The organism is Ruminococcus sp. FC2018, assembly GCF_000621805.1.
In the GTDB taxonomy this organism is placed as follows: domain Bacteria; phylum Bacillota; class Clostridia; order Oscillospirales; family Ruminococcaceae; genus Hominimerdicola.
Genome location: NZ_JHXH01000001.1, coordinates 255823 through 277441 on the forward strand (window position 1 = coordinate 255823; position 21619 = coordinate 277441).

20 protein-coding genes and 1 pseudogene are annotated in these 21619 nt (G+C 42.2%); 18 read left to right on the forward strand and 3 right to left on the reverse strand.

Going from position 1 to position 21619, the window contains the following annotated elements; translation table 11 throughout:
- The first annotated feature begins 46 nt into the window (after nucleotides 1-46).
- From nusB to T494_RS0101275, 15 genes are all read left to right on the forward strand, one after another.
- On the forward strand, nucleotides 47-475 hold the full coding sequence (gene nusB / locus T494_RS0101205) for a transcription antitermination factor NusB (protein WP_037343519.1): 429 nt from the start codon (nucleotides 47-49) through the stop codon (nucleotides 473-475).
- Entirely contained in the window at nucleotides 472-1416 is a 945-nt protein-coding gene (locus T494_RS0101210) for a peptidase M22 (protein ID WP_028504725.1), read from the forward strand. Before nusB ends, T494_RS0101210 begins: the two co-directional genes overlap by 4 nt.
- On the forward strand, nucleotides 1413-2615 hold the full coding sequence (xseA, locus tag T494_RS0101215; protein ID WP_028504726.1) for an exodeoxyribonuclease VII large subunit: 1203 nt from the start codon (nucleotides 1413-1415) through the stop codon (nucleotides 2613-2615). Before T494_RS0101210 ends, xseA begins: the two co-directional genes overlap by 4 nt.
- Before the next feature lies 1 nt (nucleotide 2616).
- Entirely contained in the window at nucleotides 2617-2799 is a 183-nt protein-coding gene (xseB, locus tag T494_RS0101220; RefSeq protein ID WP_028504727.1) for an exodeoxyribonuclease VII small subunit, read from the forward strand.
- A complete protein-coding gene (locus tag T494_RS0101225; protein ID WP_242836355.1) occupies nucleotides 2796-3692 on the forward strand; it encodes a polyprenyl synthetase family protein in 897 nt (298 codons plus the stop codon). The genes xseB and T494_RS0101225 overlap by 4 nt, the downstream gene beginning before the upstream one ends.
- A 20-nt stretch (nucleotides 3693-3712) precedes the next feature.
- Nucleotides 3713-5569, forward strand: coding sequence for a 1-deoxy-D-xylulose-5-phosphate synthase (dxs, locus tag T494_RS0101230; protein ID WP_028504729.1), 1857 nt, complete (start codon nucleotides 3713-3715; stop codon nucleotides 5567-5569).
- The gene (locus T494_RS0101235; protein ID WP_028504730.1) at nucleotides 5556-6359 is read left to right on the forward strand and encodes a TlyA family RNA methyltransferase; all 804 of its coding nucleotides are present in this window, start codon (nucleotides 5556-5558) and stop codon (nucleotides 6357-6359) included. Before dxs ends, T494_RS0101235 begins: the two co-directional genes overlap by 14 nt.
- A gap of 1 nt (nucleotide 6360) precedes the next feature.
- Entirely contained in the window at nucleotides 6361-7239 is an 879-nt protein-coding gene (locus T494_RS0101240) for an NAD(+)/NADH kinase (protein WP_028504731.1), read from the forward strand.
- Between the two features lie 21 nt (nucleotides 7240-7260).
- Complete coding sequence (argR, locus tag T494_RS0101245) at nucleotides 7261-7725, forward strand: arginine repressor (protein ID WP_028504732.1); 465 nt, start codon at nucleotides 7261-7263, stop codon at nucleotides 7723-7725.
- Nucleotides 7726-7738: 13 nt separating this feature from the next.
- The gene (gene recN, locus T494_RS0101250) at nucleotides 7739-9424 is read left to right on the forward strand and encodes a DNA repair protein RecN (RefSeq protein WP_028504733.1); all 1686 of its coding nucleotides are present in this window, start codon (nucleotides 7739-7741) and stop codon (nucleotides 9422-9424) included.
- A gap of 122 nt (nucleotides 9425-9546) precedes the next feature.
- Nucleotides 9547-10311: an FAD-dependent thymidylate synthase gene (gene thyX / locus T494_RS0101255; RefSeq protein WP_028504734.1), complete on the forward strand. Its 765-nt coding sequence runs from the start codon at nucleotides 9547-9549 to the stop codon at nucleotides 10309-10311.
- 40 nt (nucleotides 10312-10351) lie between these two features.
- Nucleotides 10352-10894, forward strand: a complete 543-nt coding sequence (locus tag T494_RS0101260) for a DJ-1 family glyoxalase III (RefSeq protein WP_028504735.1) — start codon at nucleotides 10352-10354, stop codon at nucleotides 10892-10894.
- Nucleotides 10894-11451 carry a 5-formyltetrahydrofolate cyclo-ligase gene (locus tag T494_RS0101265; RefSeq protein ID WP_242836356.1) on the forward strand — a complete coding sequence of 186 codons (558 nt, stop codon included), beginning with the start codon at nucleotides 10894-10896 and terminating at the stop codon, nucleotides 11449-11451. The genes T494_RS0101260 and T494_RS0101265 overlap by 1 nt, the downstream gene beginning before the upstream one ends.
- Nucleotides 11452-11468: 17 nt before the next feature.
- Complete coding sequence (gene mltG, locus T494_RS13220) at nucleotides 11469-13157, forward strand: endolytic transglycosylase MltG (protein WP_051539824.1); 1689 nt, start codon at nucleotides 11469-11471, stop codon at nucleotides 13155-13157.
- Between the two features lie 14 nt (nucleotides 13158-13171).
- Nucleotides 13172-14395, forward strand: coding sequence for a U32 family peptidase (locus T494_RS0101275; RefSeq protein ID WP_028504737.1), 1224 nt, complete (start codon nucleotides 13172-13174; stop codon nucleotides 14393-14395).
- Nucleotides 14396-14416: 21 nt separating this feature from the next.
- Here the strand turns inward: T494_RS0101275 and T494_RS0101280 are convergent, their stop codons facing one another.
- Nucleotides 14417-15388, reverse strand: coding sequence for a tyrosine-type recombinase/integrase (locus tag T494_RS0101280; protein ID WP_028504738.1), 972 nt, complete (start codon nucleotides 15386-15388; stop codon nucleotides 14417-14419).
- 187 nt (nucleotides 15389-15575) lie between these two features.
- Between T494_RS0101280 and guaA the strand changes: the two genes are divergently transcribed.
- The 3 genes from guaA (at nucleotide 15576) to T494_RS13580 (ending at nucleotide 17697) form a co-directional block, all read left to right on the forward strand.
- Nucleotides 15576-16529: a glutamine-hydrolyzing GMP synthase gene (guaA, locus tag T494_RS11875; protein WP_347490831.1), complete on the forward strand. Its 954-nt coding sequence runs from the start codon at nucleotides 15576-15578 to the stop codon at nucleotides 16527-16529.
- Between the two features lie 103 nt (nucleotides 16530-16632).
- The gene (locus tag T494_RS0101295; RefSeq protein ID WP_028504739.1) at nucleotides 16633-17442 is read left to right on the forward strand and encodes a hypothetical protein; all 810 of its coding nucleotides are present in this window, start codon (nucleotides 16633-16635) and stop codon (nucleotides 17440-17442) included.
- A gap of 3 nt (nucleotides 17443-17445) precedes the next feature.
- Entirely contained in the window at nucleotides 17446-17697 is a 252-nt protein-coding gene (locus T494_RS13580; protein ID WP_242836357.1) for a hypothetical protein, read from the forward strand.
- 1438 nt (nucleotides 17698-19135) lie between these two features.
- Here the strand turns inward: T494_RS13580 and istB are convergent.
- Together istB and istA are read right to left on the reverse strand one after the other, a co-directional pair.
- On the reverse strand, nucleotides 19136-19885 hold the full coding sequence (gene istB / locus T494_RS0101305) for an IS21-like element helper ATPase IstB (RefSeq protein WP_028504741.1): 750 nt from the start codon (nucleotides 19883-19885) through the stop codon (nucleotides 19136-19138).
- Nucleotides 19885-21342, reverse strand: a pseudogene (istA, locus tag T494_RS11880) (IS21 family transposase); the annotation flags it as partial. The gene istB and the pseudogene istA, both read right to left, overlap by 1 nt.
- Between the last annotated feature and the right edge of the window lie 277 nt (nucleotides 21343-21619).

Sequence of the window (21619 nt, forward strand, 5' to 3'; positions counted from 1 at the left end):
GGTCAGCTTTGTGCTGTTATAAATAGTTTTAAAAGGATGTGTCGATGTGTCTTCGTCAAGACAAAAGGTAAGGGAAGCGGCATTTCTTCTTTCATTTGAAAAGCTTTTCAGAGAAGACTCTCTTGAAGATATTTTCAAATTTGCAAGGGAAGTTGATGATTTTACATTTAATGCCGAAGCAGAAGAACTTGTCAGACAGGTGGAAGGTAAAAAAGACGAGCTTGATGAAATAGTTGCAATGTTCAGCGACAAACGAGCAGTTAACAGGATACCTCGTGTAAATCTTGCCATACTCAGAATAGCTATCTATGAAGCTATGTATGATAAGCGTGTGCCTGTGAATGTAGCTATTAGCGAGGCAGTACGCCTTACTCAGATGTATGCTCTCGAACCGGACGTTTCTTTTGTCAATGGCGTTCTGGGTTCGTTTTCCAAAAGTGAATATGTAAAAAATGAGGAAGAGGATAAGCGATGAGCTTGTTTTTAGGCATAGATACAAGCAATTATACAACCTCCTGTGCTTTGTATGACAGCGAAATTGGAAAAGTTACTTCGCTGAAAAAACTTCTTCCTGTAAAAAGCGGAGAAAAAGGTATCAGGCAATCTGATGCCGTTTTTCATCATACAAAGCAGCTTCCACAGCTTATCCGGGAGCTTTTGGGCGATTCTCCCGAACCGGATTGCGTGAGTTGTTCGGTCGCACCAAGAAATGCTCACGGCTCATATATGCCTTGCTTCCTTGTTGGTGAGTCATCTGCAGTGATGATAGCATCAGCTTGTAATATCCCTTGTTACAGGACTTTCCATCAGTGCGGTCATATTCTTGCCGCTTTGTATTCCTGCAATCGGCTGGATCTTGCAGCATCAGGTGATAGCTTCATTGCCCTTCATGTCAGCGGAGGAACAACAGACCTTTTGCTTTGTAAAGGAAACAAGGAAAATGTGCTTGATATTTCGCAGATAGGCGGTTCCCTTGACCTTAAAGCCGGACAGGCTGTTGACAGAACAGGCGTTATGCTGGGACTGGATTTCCCATGCGGTCCGGAGCTTGAAAGGCTCGCCATGAAAAGCGAAAGATCATTTAAGATAAATCCGGTTATAAGAGGTACTTCATGCTGCCTTTCCGGACTTGAAAATATGTGCAGGCATATGCTGGAAAGCGGCGAAATGTATTGCGATATCGCAAGGTTCTGCCTTGAATACCTTGGCAGTAGTATCCGAAGTATAACGTTCAACGCTCTGGAGCAATACGGTAAGATGCCTGTGGTCTTTGCAGGTGGAGTCATGTCAGATTCCATAATCAGAGATATGCTTGCTGAAAGCTTCGATTCATATTTTGCCAAACCGGAGTATTCCTGCGATAATGCGGCAGGAGTTGCGATTTTCGGCGCACTCAAGGAAGGAAAAGCTTTATGAGTTCCATATTAACAGTTTCACAGCTGAATGAATATGTTTCTTTCAAGCTTAAATCTGATGTAAAGCTGAAAGGTGTTTGTGTTAAAGGCGAAGTATCCAATTTTACACTTAACAGATCGGGACATGCATATTTTTCCGTAAAGGATGACCGGAGCTGTATTAAAGCCGTTATGTTCGCAAACAATTTCAGCAGACTGAAAAATGATATATCAAATGGCATGAGTGTGCTTGTAACAGGTAATGTGGAGCTTTATGAACCCGGCGGAACATTTCAGATAATAGTTACCGATGTTAATCCACTCGGCAGCGGTCTTTTATATATGCAGATCGAAGCGATAAAAGAAAAGCTTGCCAAAAGCGGCGTTTTTGATGACGCAGCAAAAACGCCGGTTCCGCTTTTCCCTCGAAAAATAGCCGTTATCTCATCTTCTACCGGCGCAGCATTGCAGGATATTCTGAATGTTATCGGCAGAAGATTTCCGATCTGTCAGGTCAGCGTTTTTCATACCAGAGTCCAGGGAGAAAACGCTTCGGATGATATTTGTAATTCCATTAAAACCGCAGATGACAGCGGCGCAGATACGATCATTATTGCCCGGGGCGGCGGATCGCTGGAAGATCTTATGCCTTTTAATTCCGAATCTGTTGCATTGGCTGTCCATGGCTGCAAAACACCTGTTATTTCAGCGGTTGGTCATGAAACAGATACTACTTTGGTTGACTATGCGGCCGATCTGAGAGCACCAACTCCATCTGCTGCTGCCGAACTTGCAACTCCGGATAAGTCGGAATTGTTTGCTGCTGTTGATAAGCTTTCCGATATGATGACAAAGGCATTGAATTTACGGATCGACAGAGCGGAAAATGATGTATCACGTTATATTTCCCGGCTGCGTTTGTTTTCTCCTCAGAGAAAGCTTGAGAACAATGCCCAGCGTATTGAGATGCTGTCCCGGAGTCTTGCAAACTCCATCAACAGTCTTATTTCAAAGCTTGAATCTTCGTTTGAAAAAGATGTTGTGCTTCTGGAAGGACTTAGTCCGCTGAAGGTTATTTCAAGAGGTTACTCAATAGTAAGTAATAAGGACAGTATTATCAGAAGCCCGAAGGACCTGAAAGAAAATGACAGGATAAATATCAGATTTTCCCACGGCTCAGCTGATGTGAGCATATCTGATATTGTGAGAAAGGAAGAATAAAATGAGTTTTGAATCTGATATGTCAAGACTTAATGAAATAGTAAAAAAGCTTGAAAGTGATGAGCTGTCACTGGAGGAATCCCTTGCTCTTTATAAGGAAGGGGTAGACCTTTCCGGCAAGTGTAAAAAAACACTTGAAGAAGCCAGGCTGACAGTAAAACAGGTGAGCGAGGACAAAAAATGATGAATGATCTGAATAAACAGCTGCTTGATAAATACGTATCGTCCATAGATCAGCAGCTTTTGAAATTTACGGAGAATAAGCCGGAGCTTCACGGAGTAGTCTGCCAGGCAATGGAGTACTCCCTTATGGCAGGCGGTAAAAGGCTCAGACCTGTTTTGTGCCTGGAGTTTTACCGTATGTGCGGTGGAAAGGATATAGACAGTATCCTTGATGTTGCCTGTGCAGTTGAGCTTATCCATACTTTTTCTCTTATACATGATGATCTCCCATGTATGGATAACGATGATTTCAGACGGGGAAAGCCCTCTTGCCATAAGGCTTTTCCGGAAAACATAGCACTTCTTGCAGGTGATGCTCTGAATACCCTGGCATTTGAGGTTATCTCCAATGCTGCGCTTGAAGGAAGAGTATCTGCACAAAGTGCTGTTATGCTTATTTCCGTCCTTAGCAAGGGCGTTGGCGTAGACGGAATGATAGGCGGACAGGTTATTGACCTTATGTGCGAGGACAAAGATATAGATATTGATACACTTAATAAGCTTCAATCTCTCAAAACCGGTGCATTGATCGAATCTGCCTGTGTTATGGGCGTTATTCTTTCAGGTACATTTGAAAAGATACCTGATGCAGCTGAGTATGCCTCTGCCTTGGGCAGAGCGTTTCAGATAGTCGATGATCTTCTTGATGTCAACGGTTCGTTTGAGGAACTTGGAAAACCTATCGGGAGCGATAAAGAACAGAACAAGAGTACCTATGTTTCATTGCTGGGCGAGACTCGTTCAAGACAGATAGCCGCACAGCTTACTATGCAGGCACTGGGTCATCTCAGCAAGTTTGAAAACAACCAATTCTTGTCCGAGCTTACGGAAGATATGCTGAACAGAAGAAAATAAACTGATAAGGGATGTTTTATATGGCATATAAAAACAAACTTGACCTTATGAAAATGAATTTGCCGTCTGATCTTAAAAAGCTCAGTTTACAGCAATGCGATGACCTTTGCAAGCAGATCAGAAAGCTTTTGATAACAACCGTTTCCCAAAACGGAGGACACCTTGCGTCTAATCTTGGAACGGTGGAGCTTACTGTGGCTGTACACAGGATTTTTGACTCGCCAAAGGATAAGATCGTCTGGGACGTTGGGCACCAGGCATATACCCATAAAATACTGACAGGCAGAGCGGACAGGTTTTCAACACTCAGAAAAGAAGACGGTATTTCCGGCTTTTGCAGACCGGACGAGTCCGTTCACGATGCCTTTATTAGTGGTCATAGCTCAAACTCTGTTTCTGCTGCACTTGGTATAGCTACAGCTATGAAACTCAACGGTGACGATCATCATACAATAGCTATTGTGGGAGACGGTGCTTCGTCCGGCGGTCTTTTTTATGAAGGTCTTAATAATGCCGGTAAGAGCAATACTAACATTATAATAGTACTCAACTATAACGAGATGTCTATCTCCAAAAATGTAGGAGGCATGGCAAAGTATCTTTCTACATTAAGAACACGTGAGGGCTATCATAAAACCAAGAGTGCAGTGGAAAAGGTACTTGATAAAACCCCTGTTATCGGTTCTCCCGTCAAAAAAGTAATCAAAGGCTCAAAAGACGCTTTTAAAAATGCACTTTTGCACAGCACATTGTTTGAGGATCTGGGCTTTGAATATATAGGTCCTATTAACGGACATAATATCGGTGAGCTTGAAAACGGTCTTAATGCTGCAAAGGCATTGAACAGACCTGTCCTTGTCCAGGTAAATACCGTTAAGGGCAAGGGCTATACTCCTGCCGAACAGAATCCCGGAGAGTATCACGGTATTGGTTCTTTTGAGATCGCAACCGGAAATCCCGACTATGTTTCTGTTGACAGTTTTTCATCGGTAATGGGTAATGAGCTGTGTAAGATAGCAAAAACAAACGATAAGGTTTGCGCTATTACAGCTGCAATGAAATATGGTACAGGGCTTCAGAATTTTGCAAAGCAATTCCCGGGAAGATTCTTTGACGTGGGTATAGCCGAAGAACACGCTGTTACATTCAGCGGCGGACTTGCACAAATGGGGTATATACCTGTTTTTGCGGTGTATTCAACATTCTTGCAAAGATCATACGACCAGATCATACATGATCTTGCTATATCTAATTCCCACGCTGTCTTGTGTGTGGACAGAGCGGGTATAGTCGGCAGTGACGGGGAAACTCATCAGGGTATTTTTGACGTTTCTTTCCTTACCTCAATTCCCAATACAAAGATATATTCGCCCTCCAACTATGCTGAGGTGCGTCTTTGTTTGAATAAAGCCATAAAAGATGATGACTGCATAGTTGCTTTGCGTTACCCCCGTGGTAACGAAGACCCTATCGCTAAAATTGATCAACCAACGGATTCTTTTTATCACTATCAAAGAGACTCCGAATTTCTGATCGTTACATACGGCAGGCTTTCTGCTAATGCATTAAAAGCCATAGAAATTCTGAAAAATAAGGGTATCCAATGTGATCTTCTCAGACTTGTTGAAATATATCCAATAAGTGAAAAGGTTGCTGAGATCATATCGGGATATGATGTTGCGTTTTTCTTTGAAGAGGTTTATGACAGCGGCTCAATAAGCGAAAAGTATTCGTCGGTTTGTGATAACGTTGCATCTTTTACAATAGATTATTTCGTAAAACACGGTGAGTGCAGCGATATACTTCAAGAGCTCGGGTTTTCACCTGAGCAGATGTCAAGGCAAATAGAGGCCTTTATAAACGATGAGCAGGATTGATATTTTTCTTGTTGAAAGCGGCCTGGCAAAAAGTCGCGTCAGAGCAAAGGAACTGATAAAAACAGGCAAAGTTACGGTTAATGATAAAATCTGTTCTAAACCTTCCTATGAGGTCAAAGCTGATGATAAGGTTAATTGTGAAGCTGATGACCTTATGTTTGTCAGCAGGGGAGGACTGAAGCTCAGCAAGGCATTTGATGCGTTTTCACTTGATGTGAAAGATAAAGTGTGTGCCGATATCGGTGCATCAACAGGAGGGTTTACCCAGTGCCTGCTTGACCACGGGGCAAAATTTGTGTATGCTGTGGATGTAGGACATGGGCAGCTCGATGAAAGCCTTGTGAAGGATGAAAGAGTTGTAAACTACGAGGGAATGAATGCCCGTTGCCTTGACATCAGCGACTTTGAACAGCAGCCCTCTTTTATCAGTATTGATGTTTCATTTATTTCTCTTGAACTTATAATTGGTTCAGTCAGCAGTATACTTTCTGATGACGGTGAGATCGTTGCCCTTGTAAAGCCGCAGTTTGAAGCCGGCAGGGAAGCCTTGAACAAAAAAGGCATTGTAAAGGATAAAAAGGCTCACGCATCTGTTTTAAGAAAAGTTACAGCTGCATTTGAAAGCTTGGGTCAGTTTGTCTGTGGTATTACTTTTTCCGCAATTACAGGCGGAGACGGAAATATCGAATATCTTATCCATGTTTCAAAAGAATGTGCTAATAATAATTCATTTGATATCAACAGCATCGTAAGTGATGCATTTGAATATTTTTCAAACAACAGGAGTTAATATGAAAGCTTTTATTTATCCTAATCTGAATAAAGCTAACAGCAGGGAATATGTTGTCAAAGCTTGCAGCATACTTTCAAAGCAAAGTTGTGAAGTTTTGCTTTCAAATGAGTATTGTGATATATTTGGCAATAGTATTTCTGCGGTATATTTGCAGGAAGAAAACTGTTTCAGCGAATGTGATGTTGTTGTAGCTGTTGGCGGTGACGGCACGATACTTAAATGTGCTCAGATGTGTTCCAAGCACGGGAAACCTATTGTTGGCATAAATTGCGGCAGGCTGGGTTTTATGGCGTCACTCGAACATTCCCAGATTGACGATCTTGTCAAGCTTGTAAGCGGCGAATATACGCTTAGCAAGCGTATGCTTTTGTCGTGCGTTATTACTGATTCTGATAAGGAAAAGTTCGAGTATACCGCTCTTAATGATGTTGTTATTTCCAAAACAGACGGCTGTAAAATAGCTGACTTTGAGGTTAGCAGAAATGGTCATATTATCTCGTCGCTGCGAGCCGACGGCATTATCTTTTCAACACCGACAGGTGCATCGGCGTATTCAATGTCCGCAGGAGGACCGATAATCGAACCCGGAATGAATTGTATCGAGTTCACCCAGATCTGTCCCCACTCTTTGTTTGCAAGAACAATGATCTTTGATACTGACAGTATACTTACCGCAAAGTGTTTTACGGGCGGAGCGTATATGACAAACGTTACCGTTGACGGCAATATGATCTATAAAATGTCGCAGGGAGATATCATAACAATATCAAAATCGGATAAGTATGTGGAAATAATAGATATAAACGGCGACAGCTTCTTTGAATCGGTAAACAAAAAGCTTATGCAGCCGCTTAAAGATATTTCTACCTCCGGATAAAGAAAGGGACAGTAAGGCTATATGAAATCAAAAAGACATCAGATGATCTTATCACTTGTAAGCGAGGAAAATATAGATACACAGGAAAGCTTGCAGGCAGCTCTTCTGAAAAAAGGCATCAAGGTCACTCAGGCAACAGTGTCAAGGGATATCAGGGAGCTTTCCCTTATAAAGACAATAACCCCTACAGGGGAGTATAAATACAGCGTTCCCTCACTGAAAAAAAGCGGAATGGAGAATGACTCCGACCCGGTTCTGGGATTTATAACCGATTCAGTAAAAAGTGTTGATTACGCAGGAAATACTGTGGTAGTAAAGTGTTATTCCGGAATGGCACAGGCTGTGTGTGCAAAGCTGGACGATTCCGGGATAGACAACGTAGTCGGCAGTCTTGCAGGCGATGACACTATATTTTTGCTGATGCGCAGTGAAAAAGATGCAGACAGACTGCTGCGTGAATTGAACGCTATTATATCTTCAAAGTAACAGGAGACGGCTTATGTTATCTCAATTATACATTGAAAACCTTGCTGTTATAGAGAAAGCAAGCATAGATCTTACGCCTTATCTGAACGTTTTTACCGGTGAGACCGGAGCAGGAAAATCAATTCTTATAAACGGTATCAATGCTATTCTCGGTCAGCGTACCAGTAAAGATATCGTTAGGACCGGTGCCAATAAAGCCGTTATCACGGCAGTGTTTGAAAAGATACCTGATGCGTGTTCGCATCTTCTTAGCAACAGCGGCATTTCCTGCGATGACGGTCAGCTTTTTCTGGAAAGAGAAATAAAAACCGACGGTGGCAGCGTAGCAAGAATAAATAACCGTCCTGTCAGCGTTTCATTGCTAAAACAGGTAGGTGATCTGCTTGTAAACATCCACGGGCAGCATGACAATCAGATCCTGCTTTCTCCCGACAGACATATAGAAATACTTGATTCATATTCGGACGCACAAAGCCTGCTTGATGATTATCAATCCTCTTTCCACAAGCTTCAAAGCATTGCTAAAGAGATAAGCCATATTAAAGCTGACTCAAACCAGCGCCAGTTCAGGATCTCTCAGCTTTATGATATGATAAATGAGATCGAATGTCTGAAAATAACACCTGATGAAGATAAAAAGATAAGCCGGGAGCTTAATGTTTCTAAAAATGCCGTTGCTCTTTCGGAAGCCTTCTATGCGGTAAATACCATTCTTTCCGGCTCTGACAACACGACCGGTGTTGTTGAAAGTCTTATGAATGCCGACTCCTACATAAAGAATTACCCCGATGTGATCCCCAAGCTTGGCGAATTGAGCGAAAGACTGAATAACGCACGAATTGAGATAAAGGATATATCGGACGAAATAGAGTCCCTTAATTCCAAGCTCAATGTTGACCCCAAAAGGTTTGACTGGCTAAATCAGCGCAGTGAGGATCTGCGTAAAATATGCAAAAAATACGGTCCGGAACTTGATGATGTGCTCAAAGCTTTGAACAATGCTCAAATTGAACTTGAAAAACTCCAAGGCAGTGAACAAAGCCTTGATAAGCTTGAAGAAGAGAAAAATGCTCTGCTAACCGAGGTTTCAAAAAAGGCTATGAAGCTTTCCCGGCATAGGAGTAAAGCAGGGGAGCGATTTGTTCAGCAGGTCACCGCAGAACTTGAGTTTTTGAATATGCCTAATGTCAAAATTGTAGTTAAACAGGAAAAGGGTAAACTGACATTGAAGGGCATGGATAACATTGAGTTTCTTATCTCTGCTAACCTGGGTGAAGAACCGAGACCAATGGCTAAGATAGCATCCGGCGGTGAACTGTCACGTATTATGCTGGCATTGAAAAATGTTATTGCCCGGAAAGATTCCATCGATACTCTTATTTTTGACGAGATAGATACAGGTGTAAGCGGTATTGCTGCCCAGAAAATCGGAATGAAGCTTGGCGAGATATCAAGATTCCGTCAGGTGCTTTGTGTGACTCATCTCGCACAGATAGCTGTTGTTGCGGACAATCATCTGTTGATTGAAAAGAATGTTGTAGGCGACAGAACTGTTACATCAGTCAGATCCTTGGAAAAAGATGAACGAAAAAATGAGATCGCAAGGATAATGGGTGGAAACAGCATTACTCCTTTGCTGCTTGAAAATGCACAGCAGCTTCTCGATGAAGCCGCCAAAATGAAGAATAAACCATATTAAACATAAAAAGGCAGGATCATATCCTGTCTTTTTCACGTAAAAAATGTCGTTTAAATGTTGACTATTTTATATAAAAATGCTATAATAATATCTGTATATGGAATAAGAAAGGATGTGTGGTAATGAAGGTCAAATTGCTTGCTTATACCCCTGAACCTGAAAAGATCGTTGCGACTGCTGCAAAGCTTTGTTATTCGTCAAGTGATATTGAATCGCTTAAAGACGGGCTTACGGATGACAAAGTGGAAAGTTTCGTTTCGATGATCGCCTCTATTGGTCACGAGAGCACTATGGAGCACGTTTGCTTTACTTTTGGTATCGAGGGGATCTCACGTGCTTGTTCACACCAGCTTGTAAGGCACCGCATTGCCTCATATTCTCAGAAAAGTCAGCGATATGTAAATGAAAACGGGTTTGAATTTATAACTCCGCCCGAGATAGAAGCCGATGAGCAGGCAAAAGCCGAGTTTGATAAGCAAATGGCTGCGCTCACCGAGAGCTATAATAAAATTGCGGAAATACTTACCGCTAAGCATTTGAAATCATTTCTTGCCCAGGGCATGGATGAAAAGGAAGCCAGGTCCAAAGCAAGAAAAAAGGCTAACGAGGATGCAAGATTTGTTTTGCCAAATGCCTGCGAAACAAAGATCGTTGTTACAATGAATATCAGAAGCCTGTTTAATTTCTTCAGACATCGCTGCTGCAACAGAGCACAGTGGGAAATAAAGGCTGTTGCCGACGAAATGCTCAGACTCTGCCGCCAGGTCGCTCCCAATGTGTTTAAAAACGCCGGTCCATCCTGCGTCATGACCGGGAGATGTCCGGAGGGTAAGATGACCTGTGGAAAGATAAACGAGGTCAAAGCTTTTTATAAAGAATTGAAATAGTTTTACTTAACAGATTAATACAGATCCCGGAGGTTATGATATGATTTATGTTTTCCTTGCAAACGGATTTGAAGAGATCGAAGCTCTTGCACCGGTGGATATATTAAGACGTGCCAAGGCTGATGTGAAAACTGTCGGTGTAACCGGCAAGGAAGTAACATCTTCCCGTGGTGTTATTGTAAAGACGGATATAACAGCCGATGAAATAACCCTTGATGACGATCTTGAGATGATAGTTCTTCCGGGAGGAATGCCCGGAACGCTGAATCTTGAGGCAAGCGATAAGGTACAGAGTGCTGTGGACTTTTGTTGGCAAAATGACAGATATATAGCTGCTATATGCGCTGCCCCGTCCATACTGGGGCATAAGGGTCTTCTTAAAGGCAAGACGGCGACAAGTTTTCCAAAATTCAACGGTGACCTTGAGGGTGCAAATGTTGTTGATGAGCTTGTTGCTGTTGACGGAAAATTCATTACCGCCAAAGGAGCAGGTGCCAGCATTGAATTTGGTCTTACTCTTGCACAGCTTATTGTTTCAAGAGAAACATCCGATAGTATAAAGGCATCTATGCAATGCAGATAATGACTAAAAAACAGCTTCGTGAAATATATAAGAATAAGCGGCGGCTTATGTTGCCACAGGAGAAAACTGCGCTTGATGACGCTGTGGCTGATCGTTTTTTGAACAGTGATATGTATAAGCAGTGCGATGAGCTGCTTGTATATGTTTCGCTTGGTATCGAGGTGGGAACACACAGCATTATCAGTCGTGCACTAAAAGAAAAAAAGGTTTTTTGTCCAAAGTGTTACAGTGAACCCAATGTTATGGAGTTTTATAGGATAAATAGTTTTGATGATCTCTCGCCGGGAGCATACGGTATCCTTGAACCGTCGGCAGGGGAGCCGTTTTATTCTTTTTCCGATACATCGCTTTGTATAGTACCTGCGCTTTCTTATGATAAAAACGGGTACAGACTGGGATTTGGTAAAGGTTATTATGATAGATTCCTTAGCGGATTCAACGGAATAAAGACAGGATTATGCTACGAAAATTCGCTGTGCGATGTTTTGCCGGCAGACGACTACGATGTATTTGTTGACAATATTGTTACTGAGGATAGAATCATTTTCTTAAGGTAATGGAAAGGAAGTTATTTATGGATAATAAAGAGATGAGCCTTGAAGAGATACTTGCAGAAGGCTCAGAAAAAGCATCTGAAATCAACTCAAATGCTTCCGATAATCTCTCAGATGTAAAAGACAGGAAACTGTCACTGGAGGAAGTTATTGCCATGAACAAGGGTGAAACTCTGCCATCTGATGAGGCTGTTGAAGAGGTGCAGGATACAGCCGGGGAGATCTCAGATCAGATTGCCGAAAATGATCTTACTGACATTCTTGACGATTCAGAAAATACATATGCTACGGATAAGATTAACTCCGGAGATGCTCACGATGCTTCCGATACAGCTGATAAAGGTTATCTTACCGTTGATGATATACTGGGAGATGATCTACAGGACCTTAAACTTTCTGATGAAGACCTTGAATATGATGGCAAAGACGCCCCCAAGGTATTACAGAGCGATCCTGATACTGCGGTTGAAAACAGCGATGATCTGACTGTTGAGGAACCGGTTGACGAACCGGATGACTATCCTGAGGACGAATATGACGATGATCTGGACGATACGCCTACAGTTGTTATGCCTCAAAGCAGTGAAAGAAATCCGGTCAGACCACGCAGGAAAAGACCTGCCGCAAGGAAAAAGAAAAAGGCTAAGCAGAAAAACAGCCGATTTAACGGATCTATCTTTGGAGGAATCATACTTACCTGTATTATTCTTACTGTATCCGTTGTTTTATCACTGACGGCTATATCTGTGGCAACCGAGTATTATGGAATCGGAAAATCCGAGAATGACGTTATATTTAAGATCCCCGAAGGAGCGGATAATGATAAAATTGCCGATATTCTTTATGAAAACGGTATTATAAAGAATAAGACTCTCTTCAAACTTGCTTTGAAGATCGAAAAGCCGCAAACCATTTTCCCCGGAGATATTACACTGAAACCGTCGATGGGCTATGCAGCTGTTATTGAGGAGCTTGCCACAATGCGAGAGAGAATGGAAACGGTCACCATAACATTTACAGAAGGTATGAACCTGCTTGATGTGGCTAATCTTCTTGAGAAGAATAAGGTTTGCAAAGCGGACGATTTCCTGTTTGAATTCAATAAGGATCAGGGCTTTGACTTTGAAAAGGATCTGGGAGTAAGCAAGGATGCCTTTTATAAAATGGAAGGTTATTTCTTCCCGGAAACCTATAACTTCTATGTAAACGATACAGCTTACAATGTTACAAAGCTTGTGCGTACACAGTTCCAGAGTACAATGAACGCAGATCTGATGAGACAGGTGAAGGAGAGCAAATTCTCCCTTAACCAGATCATTACACTTGCTTCCATAGTACAGATGGAGGCAGGATCCGAGGCTGAAATGCCAAAGGTGGCTTCTGTATTTGTAAACAGAATGAACGATCAGACTACATATCCTAATCTTCAGTCTGATACAACTTCAAAGTATATTGAAAAAGTAATAAAGAAAAAGGCTATCGACCAGTCCTCAGTTGAGTTCTATACAAATGTGTATGACACATACACATGCAGAGGACTGCCAGCAAGCCCGATATGTAACCCGGGAATGGCTGCAATAAAAGCGGTCCTTAATCCTGCAAAGACGGATTACTATTACTTCTGTAATAACCTTGCCACAGGTGAAACCTTCTTTGCAAGAACACTTGAGGAGCATAACGCAAACCTCAAGAAGGCTGGTCTTGCCTGAATCAGAGGTATAAAATGTCTGACCTATTAGAAATCTTGTCACCGGTGGGTGATATGGAAAGATTGCACGCAGCTCTTGACTTTGGCGCAGATGCCGTCTATCTTGGCGGCACCTGCTTTGGTATGAGAGCTGCATCTGCAAATTTTGATGCACAATCACTTGTGCAAGCCTGTAAAATAACACATGAAAAGGGTAAAAAGCTTTATCTGACCTGTAATACATTGCCTCGAAACTTTGAGATACCTGCTCTTGAGGGCTTTGTTAAAGATGCTGTTGATGCAGGTGTTGATGCGCTGATCGTAAATGACATCGGTGTTTTCGCCATGGTAAAACGGTTTGCACCTGATATGGAGATACATGTTTCCACACAGGCCGGAATCGTAAATTATGCAACCGCCAACGAGTTTTATAATATGGGCGCAAAGAGGGTCGTGCTGGCACGAGAGCTTTCTATTGAAGAAATTGCCGAAATACGTGCTAAAACTCCCGGTGAGCTTGATATCGAATGCTTTGTACACGGTGCAATGTGCGTAAGTTTTTCCGGTAGGTGCCTGCTTTCACAGTATCTTGTGAACAGAGATGCCAACAGGGGAGAGTGTGCTCAGCCTTGCCGGTGGGGATATCACCTTATGGAGGAAAAACGAACTAATGAGTTTTACCCCGTGTTTGAAGATGACAGCGGAACGTATATACTCAACGCCAAGGATATGTGCCTTATCGAGCACATTGACAAGCTTGCTAAAGCGGGTATAAACAGCTTTAAGATCGAAGGCAGAGCCAAATCGTCTTACTATGTTTCCGTTATAACAAACGCTTACCGCAAGGCAATGGATATATATATTTCAGATCCGGATAACTTTAAGTTACCACAGTGGATCAGGGACGAAGTCTTTAAGGTCAGCCACAGAGCTTATTGTACAGGCTTTTATTTTGGTCACCCGAAACAGAGCCAGTATTACGAAAACGGCGGATATATAAGAGAATACGACGTTGTTGCTGTAGTCGAGGGCTGTTCAAACGGAAGGGTATATGCACAGCAGAGAAATAAGTTCAACAGGGGAGACGAGCTGGAGATATTACCTCCCGATTCACCTCCTATAAGCTTTACAGCAGAGCACATATTCAACGGCAGCGGGGAAGAGATCGAAACGGCGAACCATGCAACAATGGAACTTTCGATCCTGTCTGATATAGTTGTGCCAAAGAATTCTATTATAAGAATGAAAAGCAAAAAATAAAGAGTGCCATAAAAAGCACTCTTATTTTTTATCTTTTTTATATGCCGCAATAGGCGATGCTTGTGAAGCATCTTTCAGGTCGGAATTTGTAATGTGTGTATATATCTCGGTCGTGGAAATGCTTTTGTGTCCCAGGACCTCTTTTAAAACCAATGTGTCAACACCGTTTTTGTACATCATTGTTGCGGCGGAATGTCGAAGCTTATGAGTAGTTATTCCAAGATTAGAAAGTCCTGCGGCTTTTAATTGTTCCTCAACGATCTGCTGGACACGCCGTTTATTTATCCTGGTTTTGTTCGCCGATAAAAAGATAGCCTGTTGCTCCACCTGTGGTCTGTAATTGTTTATGTAGTCATCAAGTGCCTGTATACAAACATCGTTAAGATATACTATTCTTTCTTTTCTGCCCTTGCCAAATAAGCGCAGAGTCTTGTTTTCACGGCTGTAATCGTTAAGGTCGATTCCTACAAGTTCACTTAAACGCATACCGCATGATAAAAATAATACCAGCATACAAAAGTCACGCTCTTTGTGCTTGGAATCAACACTGTTCAGAAGCTGTACACTTTGCTCGGCGGTCAGATATTTAGGCAATGCCTGATTTATTCTTGGAAGTTCCAGATCTTTCAAAGGATCGTCTGTTATTAGTGCAGCCTTTTTATTCAGATATGAATACAGCTGTTTAAGCGCCGAGCATTTTCTTGCCCTTGTTTTTACGGAATTTCCTCGGTTCTGAGCAAGATATCCAAGATAAACATATGCATCGTTCAGACTGAATCTTTCAAGCCACTCAATGGGTGTGTCCTTGATAGGAATGCTGTAAAAGTCAGATTCTTTGGCGACCCGGTGCTTTATATTGAGATACCTCAAAAATGTCCTGATATCAATGTAATATGCCTCAATGGTACGCTCACCACGGTCTTTAACGACCTTCATATATGTAAGAAAATCATTCAGATAATATGGGCAGTCATCAAGATATTCGCTTTTCATTTGAAAACTCCATTCTGAAAAAACTTAATCTAAATCTTTATAATAGTATTATAATTCAACTTTTAACTGCTGTCAAGAGAGACGGACGTTGACAGCAGTAACCAGCTGTGTTATAATTAATTTGTAGGATTTTATTAAATAAATTGGAGTGTGATTTATCATGAGTTCAAATGTAAGACCCGAAAACATGGAGAGAATTACAAACGAGGCCCTTGCAAACGCTTTTATCGACCAGCAGGTAAAAGAACTCAGGTCGCAGATAGGTGATAAGAAGGTTCTTCTTGCATTATCAGGCGGCGTTGACAGTTCCGTTGTTGCTGCTTTGCTTATAAAAGCTGTGGGGCAGCAGCTTGTTTGTGTTCATGTAAACCATGGATTGCTGAGAAAAGGGGAGCCCGAACAGGTCGTAGAGGTGTTCAGAAACCAGATGAACGCTAACCTTGTTTATGTTGATGCCGTGGACAGGTTCCTTGATAAGCTGGCAGGTGTCAGCGAGCCTGAAAAAAAGAGAAAGATAATCGGTGCTGAATTTATCCGTGTTTTTGAGGAAGAAGCACGTAAACAGGATAACATTGAGTTTCTTGCTCAGGGTACGATCTATCCTGATATACTTGAAAGCGACGGAGTAAAAGCTCATCATAATGTTGGCGGTCTGCCTGAAGATATGAAATTTGAACTTGTTGAGCCGATTAAGCTTCTGTTCAAGGATGAAGTAAGAGTTGTAGGTAAAGCACTGGGACTGCCTGATAATATGGTGTATCGTCAGCCGTTCCCGGGACCCGGTCTTGGCGTAAGGTGCCTTGGTGCAATCACTCGTGACCGCCTTGAGGCAGTTCGTGAAAGCGATGCGATCCTCAGAGAGGAATTTGCTAAGAATGGACTTGAAGGTAAGGTTTGGCAGTACTTTACAGCTGTTCCTGATTTCAGATCTGTGGGTGTAAAAGACGGAAAACGCACATTTGCTTATCCTGTTATTATACGTGCTGTAAATACCAAGGACGCTATGACTGCAACCGTTGAGAATGTTCCGTTTGAGCTTTTGCAGCATATAACCGATAGAATAACCCACGAGGTGGAAAATGTAAACAGAGTGCTTTTTGATCTTACACCAAAACCAAGCGCAACTATCGAGTGGGAATAGTAAATATAGTATTCTAAAAATAAAAATAATACAGAACAATAATAAAAAGGCAAACCCGATTTTTTCGACAGTGGCTGTTCGAACTTAAGAAAGAGGTTTGAAAATGCTGATAAAGGTAAGGGATTTTGAATACACCGAATGTTGGGATGGCGTATTTTACAAGGCACTTTCAAACTATCCGGAGATTACGGAATGGGAGATACAGTCTGTTCTTGATTTTATTGCTTATGAGAAAAAGCATGGGCGAAGCTGCACTATTGAGGCTGACAGCAGTATCCTGAAAGCGATAGAAGCTTTTTGCAGTAAAGAGAACCGTAAGCGCATTCCCGTTCCCGCAAAGATCACCGAATGTACCGCCTGTCCCCAATACAAGGGGTGTTTGACCAATCTTGTATGCCACACCTCGCCTCTCGAAAAAGCAATAGATATACTTGAATGCGGCAGCTTGCTGTCCCCGGTAAGGGCAAGAGGACTATCGGCTTCGGAGCTGAAAAAAGAAAGCCGAAATGCTGCGAATGATCCTGAGGACTACTTTGACTACATAATGTTCGCCTGGGGAAACTGTCAGGCGGGCGACAGGCTTGTGACCGAACGTAGGCTCGGGCACTCACCGACAGATAAGGAACTTAGTGCAGGTTTTACTCCGGGGGTCAGATATTTTTTTCACTACGACAGGCTTATCAATCACCCTGATGCTGTGTTCGATGGTGTTCTGCCGCTTAAAGTCAGGGACGAAGTTGTGCTGAAAGACTGGCTATACGCAATGATCTCACCAAAGGAATATAAAAACGTTCTTGAACCGCATGTTCCGGCTGAACTGTGCAAACGGACGCATTATCTGCATTGCGATATGGAAGATATTTGGTCGTGGTCGGAAAAAGTGTATGAGTTTGTCATAAATTTGAAACAATAAAAAATGCTCTATATATTAGATGAACCACCGTTTCATGAAGAATGTCTTGACAATCCCAATAAGCCTGCCTCGGTTGTATTGTCTGATGAGCAGCTCCTTGATTATCTTGACAGTGTAGAGAAGAAAACCTATGCATATCTTGATTCTCTAACAGTTGAAATGCTGTATGAATGTCCTGAAAACTGTGAGTATACGAGAATGGAGCTGATACTCAGACAATTTCGCCACATCTCGTTCCATACGGGAAATGCTTAACGGACAAACTGCTTTGACAACGGGAAAGTTTCCAATGTGGGTCTCTCAGGCTGATAAATATGTTGATGATGGTATTCTTTTTGGCAGATACCGAAAAGGTCAGGTCAAGTGACAAAGTTAGTTATGATGTAATAGATTCTTATTTTTCTTAGGAATACTTTTGTAAAAAGAAAGAAAATTATAAATAGTCTCGGTATGAACTTGCCGGGACTATTTATACTATCAGCTGTATCGTACTATGTGCTGAGAAGCTTTGTAAATTTCTTTGCACACGTAATTCAGTAGATCAGCAATACTAACATTTACAACGCCTCTCTTAGTTTCACTAAATTTTTATTTAGTGAAACTTTCTATTTTTAAAAACGGAGCTTACCTGCTAGAACTGACCTTTGATTAGCTCCTTGGGGTTGCTGTACCCTTACAAGCGCCCTCTCTTTTTTCATTGTAAATCAAAATGGTAAAGAGGTTTCTTGTTATAAGTTCGCTCATTTGCAATTACACTCAATTTTGTCACGGAAGTTAAGTGTGACAATTGCACAGAAGTTAAAAAAATAATCTTACAGATATAAAATATCATTCAAAGTGCGTAAATACGTTGTTAAAAAGTAATTATATTTCATAATTGCACAATTAGTTGCACAGCTATTTAATATCATTAAAACAGCGTAAATACATTATTTCTGTGCAGTTTTGCACACTGCACAGAAATTGCTAAAGGTAATACTAAGCCCTTAGCAACTCCCCCTTGCCGGAAATTACCACTGTTCCAGCATATCACTTTACAAGTCCATTGTCAACCCCTAAAAGTACTCTCAACAGTCAGACCTTCCCTCTTGTCCCTCTCCACAGTTAAGGAGATATGGCTATATTTGACAGATGAAGTAAAACATGATAAAATAAAAGAGTTCTATTAATATATGGGAGTTGAAGATTATGAATACATTATTTTTAGTAGTTCTATTAGAATATATAGGAGTACCAAAAGATGCAGCTGAAATAATAGCATTGATAACCTATATTATAGTTTGTTTACTAATTTTAGGAGCATTGATAAGCATAATAAACATAGGTACATACACAAAGAAAGCAAACTGCATATTCCGCTCCGTGAGTGCACATAAACCGTTCGTTTTGTGCATGGTTTCCGCTGAAACCGTGCACGGAGAACGCTTGAATTGTGCATGGATTCCGCGCGGTTGAGTATTGACAATATACATTGTGCCATGGTATCATTAGTATGCTTTTAGCCGTACAGGAGGATAAGGCAACGCAGGAGTGCGACCTGAGCGCCTGATACGGGGTTTAGCAAGGAGAGTGATGCCGGGTGCGTCACTCTTTTTTTATGCTTAAGCATAGACCCACTCTCCTTGGAAAACCTTAATGCGTTAAACTCATGACCGACGCAAGTCGGTCTGTTTGATGCAACGCAGGTGCCATATCAACCCTCTTCGTTCACACCTTTTCTCTTTCTCATCGATTCCTTGCAGTCGATAACTATCGTGTAAGAGTCGTGAACAATGCGGTCACATATCGCATCAGCCATTATTGGATCACCGATCTTTTCTCTCCAGCCCGGGATATCAAATTGAGAACAGAATATCGTAGATGCTTTCTTGTATCTGGTCTCAACTATCTCAAGGATATCTCTCGCCTCTGTTTCCCGAAGCGGATACAGTAGCCACTCGTCTATTATCAGAAGCGCCGGCTTTTTGAATTGCTGCATCGTTCTTGGAAAGGTTCCGTTGTTTCTTGCGATCGATAATTCCACGAGCAAGTCAGGCAGACGAATGTATCTCACACTCATAAAATTCCTTGCTGCCGCCATTCCCAATGCACATGCAAGATAAGTCTTGCCCGAACCTGTGGCGCCAAGGAGAATAACATTGTGATGCTGTGTAATGTAATTGCAGGCAGCCAGCCTTGTTATCTGGGCTTTATCGAGATTTCTGTCACTGTGATATTCAACATTCTCTATGCAAGCCTCTGTGTCAGAGAATCCGGCATTTTTGATCAGACGCTTCAAGTGATTGCTTTTCCTTGAAGTCCATTCACGGTCGACGATAAGTCCTATCCTGTCCTCAAAACTCAACGAGTTCATCTCTGGATCAGTTAGCTGCTCCCTTAGCGCCTTTGCCATCATTGTCATATGCATTTCCTGCAGCTTTGTGATCGTATTTCCTGTAAGCATCACTTTTTACCTCCATAATACTCGTTTCCTCTTGTAAATCCGTATTTTGAAGAGTTAGTGACCGCCTGTGGCTTGTCTTGCTTGTCCTGCCCGGAGGCCAGAATAGCCTGAACATTTTTAAGCGATGGCCTCGGCGTAAAAGTTAATGCCTTTCTGCAGGCATTTTCAAGCCTTTGAGGAGTATACTTGTCAGATAGCTTCAATAGTCCCATACAAGCCTTGTAGCCTTGCTGTTCGACCTTGTACCCGGATAAGATGGCACAAACAACAGTTCTGGTGTTCTGACCGATCTTGCCTGCCCAGCTGATAAATCTTTCTGAGTTCCACTGCAGATACTGCTGATGCTTTTCAGGCATATGACTCTCGGTAGTACTGTACTGATTCTTCCTGCCATACAAACGTATGTGTGAGCATATCCTGCTGCCATTGAAAAACACTTCAACAGCGCTGCGTGTGAGTCTGACATCGACCTTTTGCTTGATGTATTCATACGGGACAGAATAATTCATACCGTCAACTGAGATATGATAATTCGGACCAACTGTTGCGACCTTCCACACCGACAATTCATAGGGATGTGCAGGCAGCGGCAGTAAAAACGGCTTTTCCTGTTCATATTCGCTTGCTCTGCTGCCGTCTCTCTTCTGGAAAGGCTTATGATTGAACTCATAAAGCCTTTCATGGACAGCCTCATTCAATTCTGACAACGAAAGGAACTTTCGGTTTCTTAGTGCAGCCAATATGAATGTTGAAATGACGCCTACCGTGCCCTCTACCATAGCTTTATCCTTTGGAGCACGGACACGGGCCGGAAGAACAGCTGTACCATAATGCTCAGCCAGCTCCTGATAAGACTTGTTAAGTTCTATTTCATTTCGCCCATGATGCAGCACACCGGTTTTCAGGTTATCACACTGAATTATCCTTGCAACACCGCCGAAATACTTGTATGCATTCACATGTGCTGCTGTCCAGCTCTGCTGATCCATAGATAAAAAGCCTTCGACATAAGCATAACCGCTATATGGGAGTACAGCAACGAAAACGTACACCGGGATCAGTTCGCCTGTATCGGTATCAACAATAGATGCTGTATCTCCCGCCCAGTCTACCTGCATCATCTCACCGGGCTTATGGTTCAGATGCATAGACGGATTTGACTTTGCCAGATATTCTCTGTAATACTTGTTGAACTGTGTAGACTGATAAGGAACTTCACCTGATGACAGGCATTTTTCGCAGTATTCCAGCCACAGCAGGTTGAGTGTTACGCCGTCTTTCATCATTTCTTTTGCTACATACGCATAATCCGGCATTTTGTACACAGTCTTCATAGCTGCTGACGGGTACAAGGTTTGAGCAAGCATAACATCTGTCATTCCGGGTGGAAGCGGATATCTGAGCCCTTTTTCCTTTGCTCTGCGCAGCACTTCTGCAACTGTGTTCCTGGAACAGCCTACGCTTGCGGCTGTTTCCTATTTGTTCATCCCGAGTGATTGAAGCCTCAGGATCTCACGATAATTGGTCATTTCTATGACCTCCTTTTGTTGAATTCACGCAATTTGCGTGTATCAACATTTTACCGCAGGATCTTTTGCCGTTCAACTATATGCACAATGGTGCGGCGAGCATGCACGGTTTAAGCGTTTTGTATGCACAATTCGTGCGGTTTTAACGCTCGTTTTTATGCGGAATATTCAGCAAACGAACAAAACGATATAATAATTAAACAAC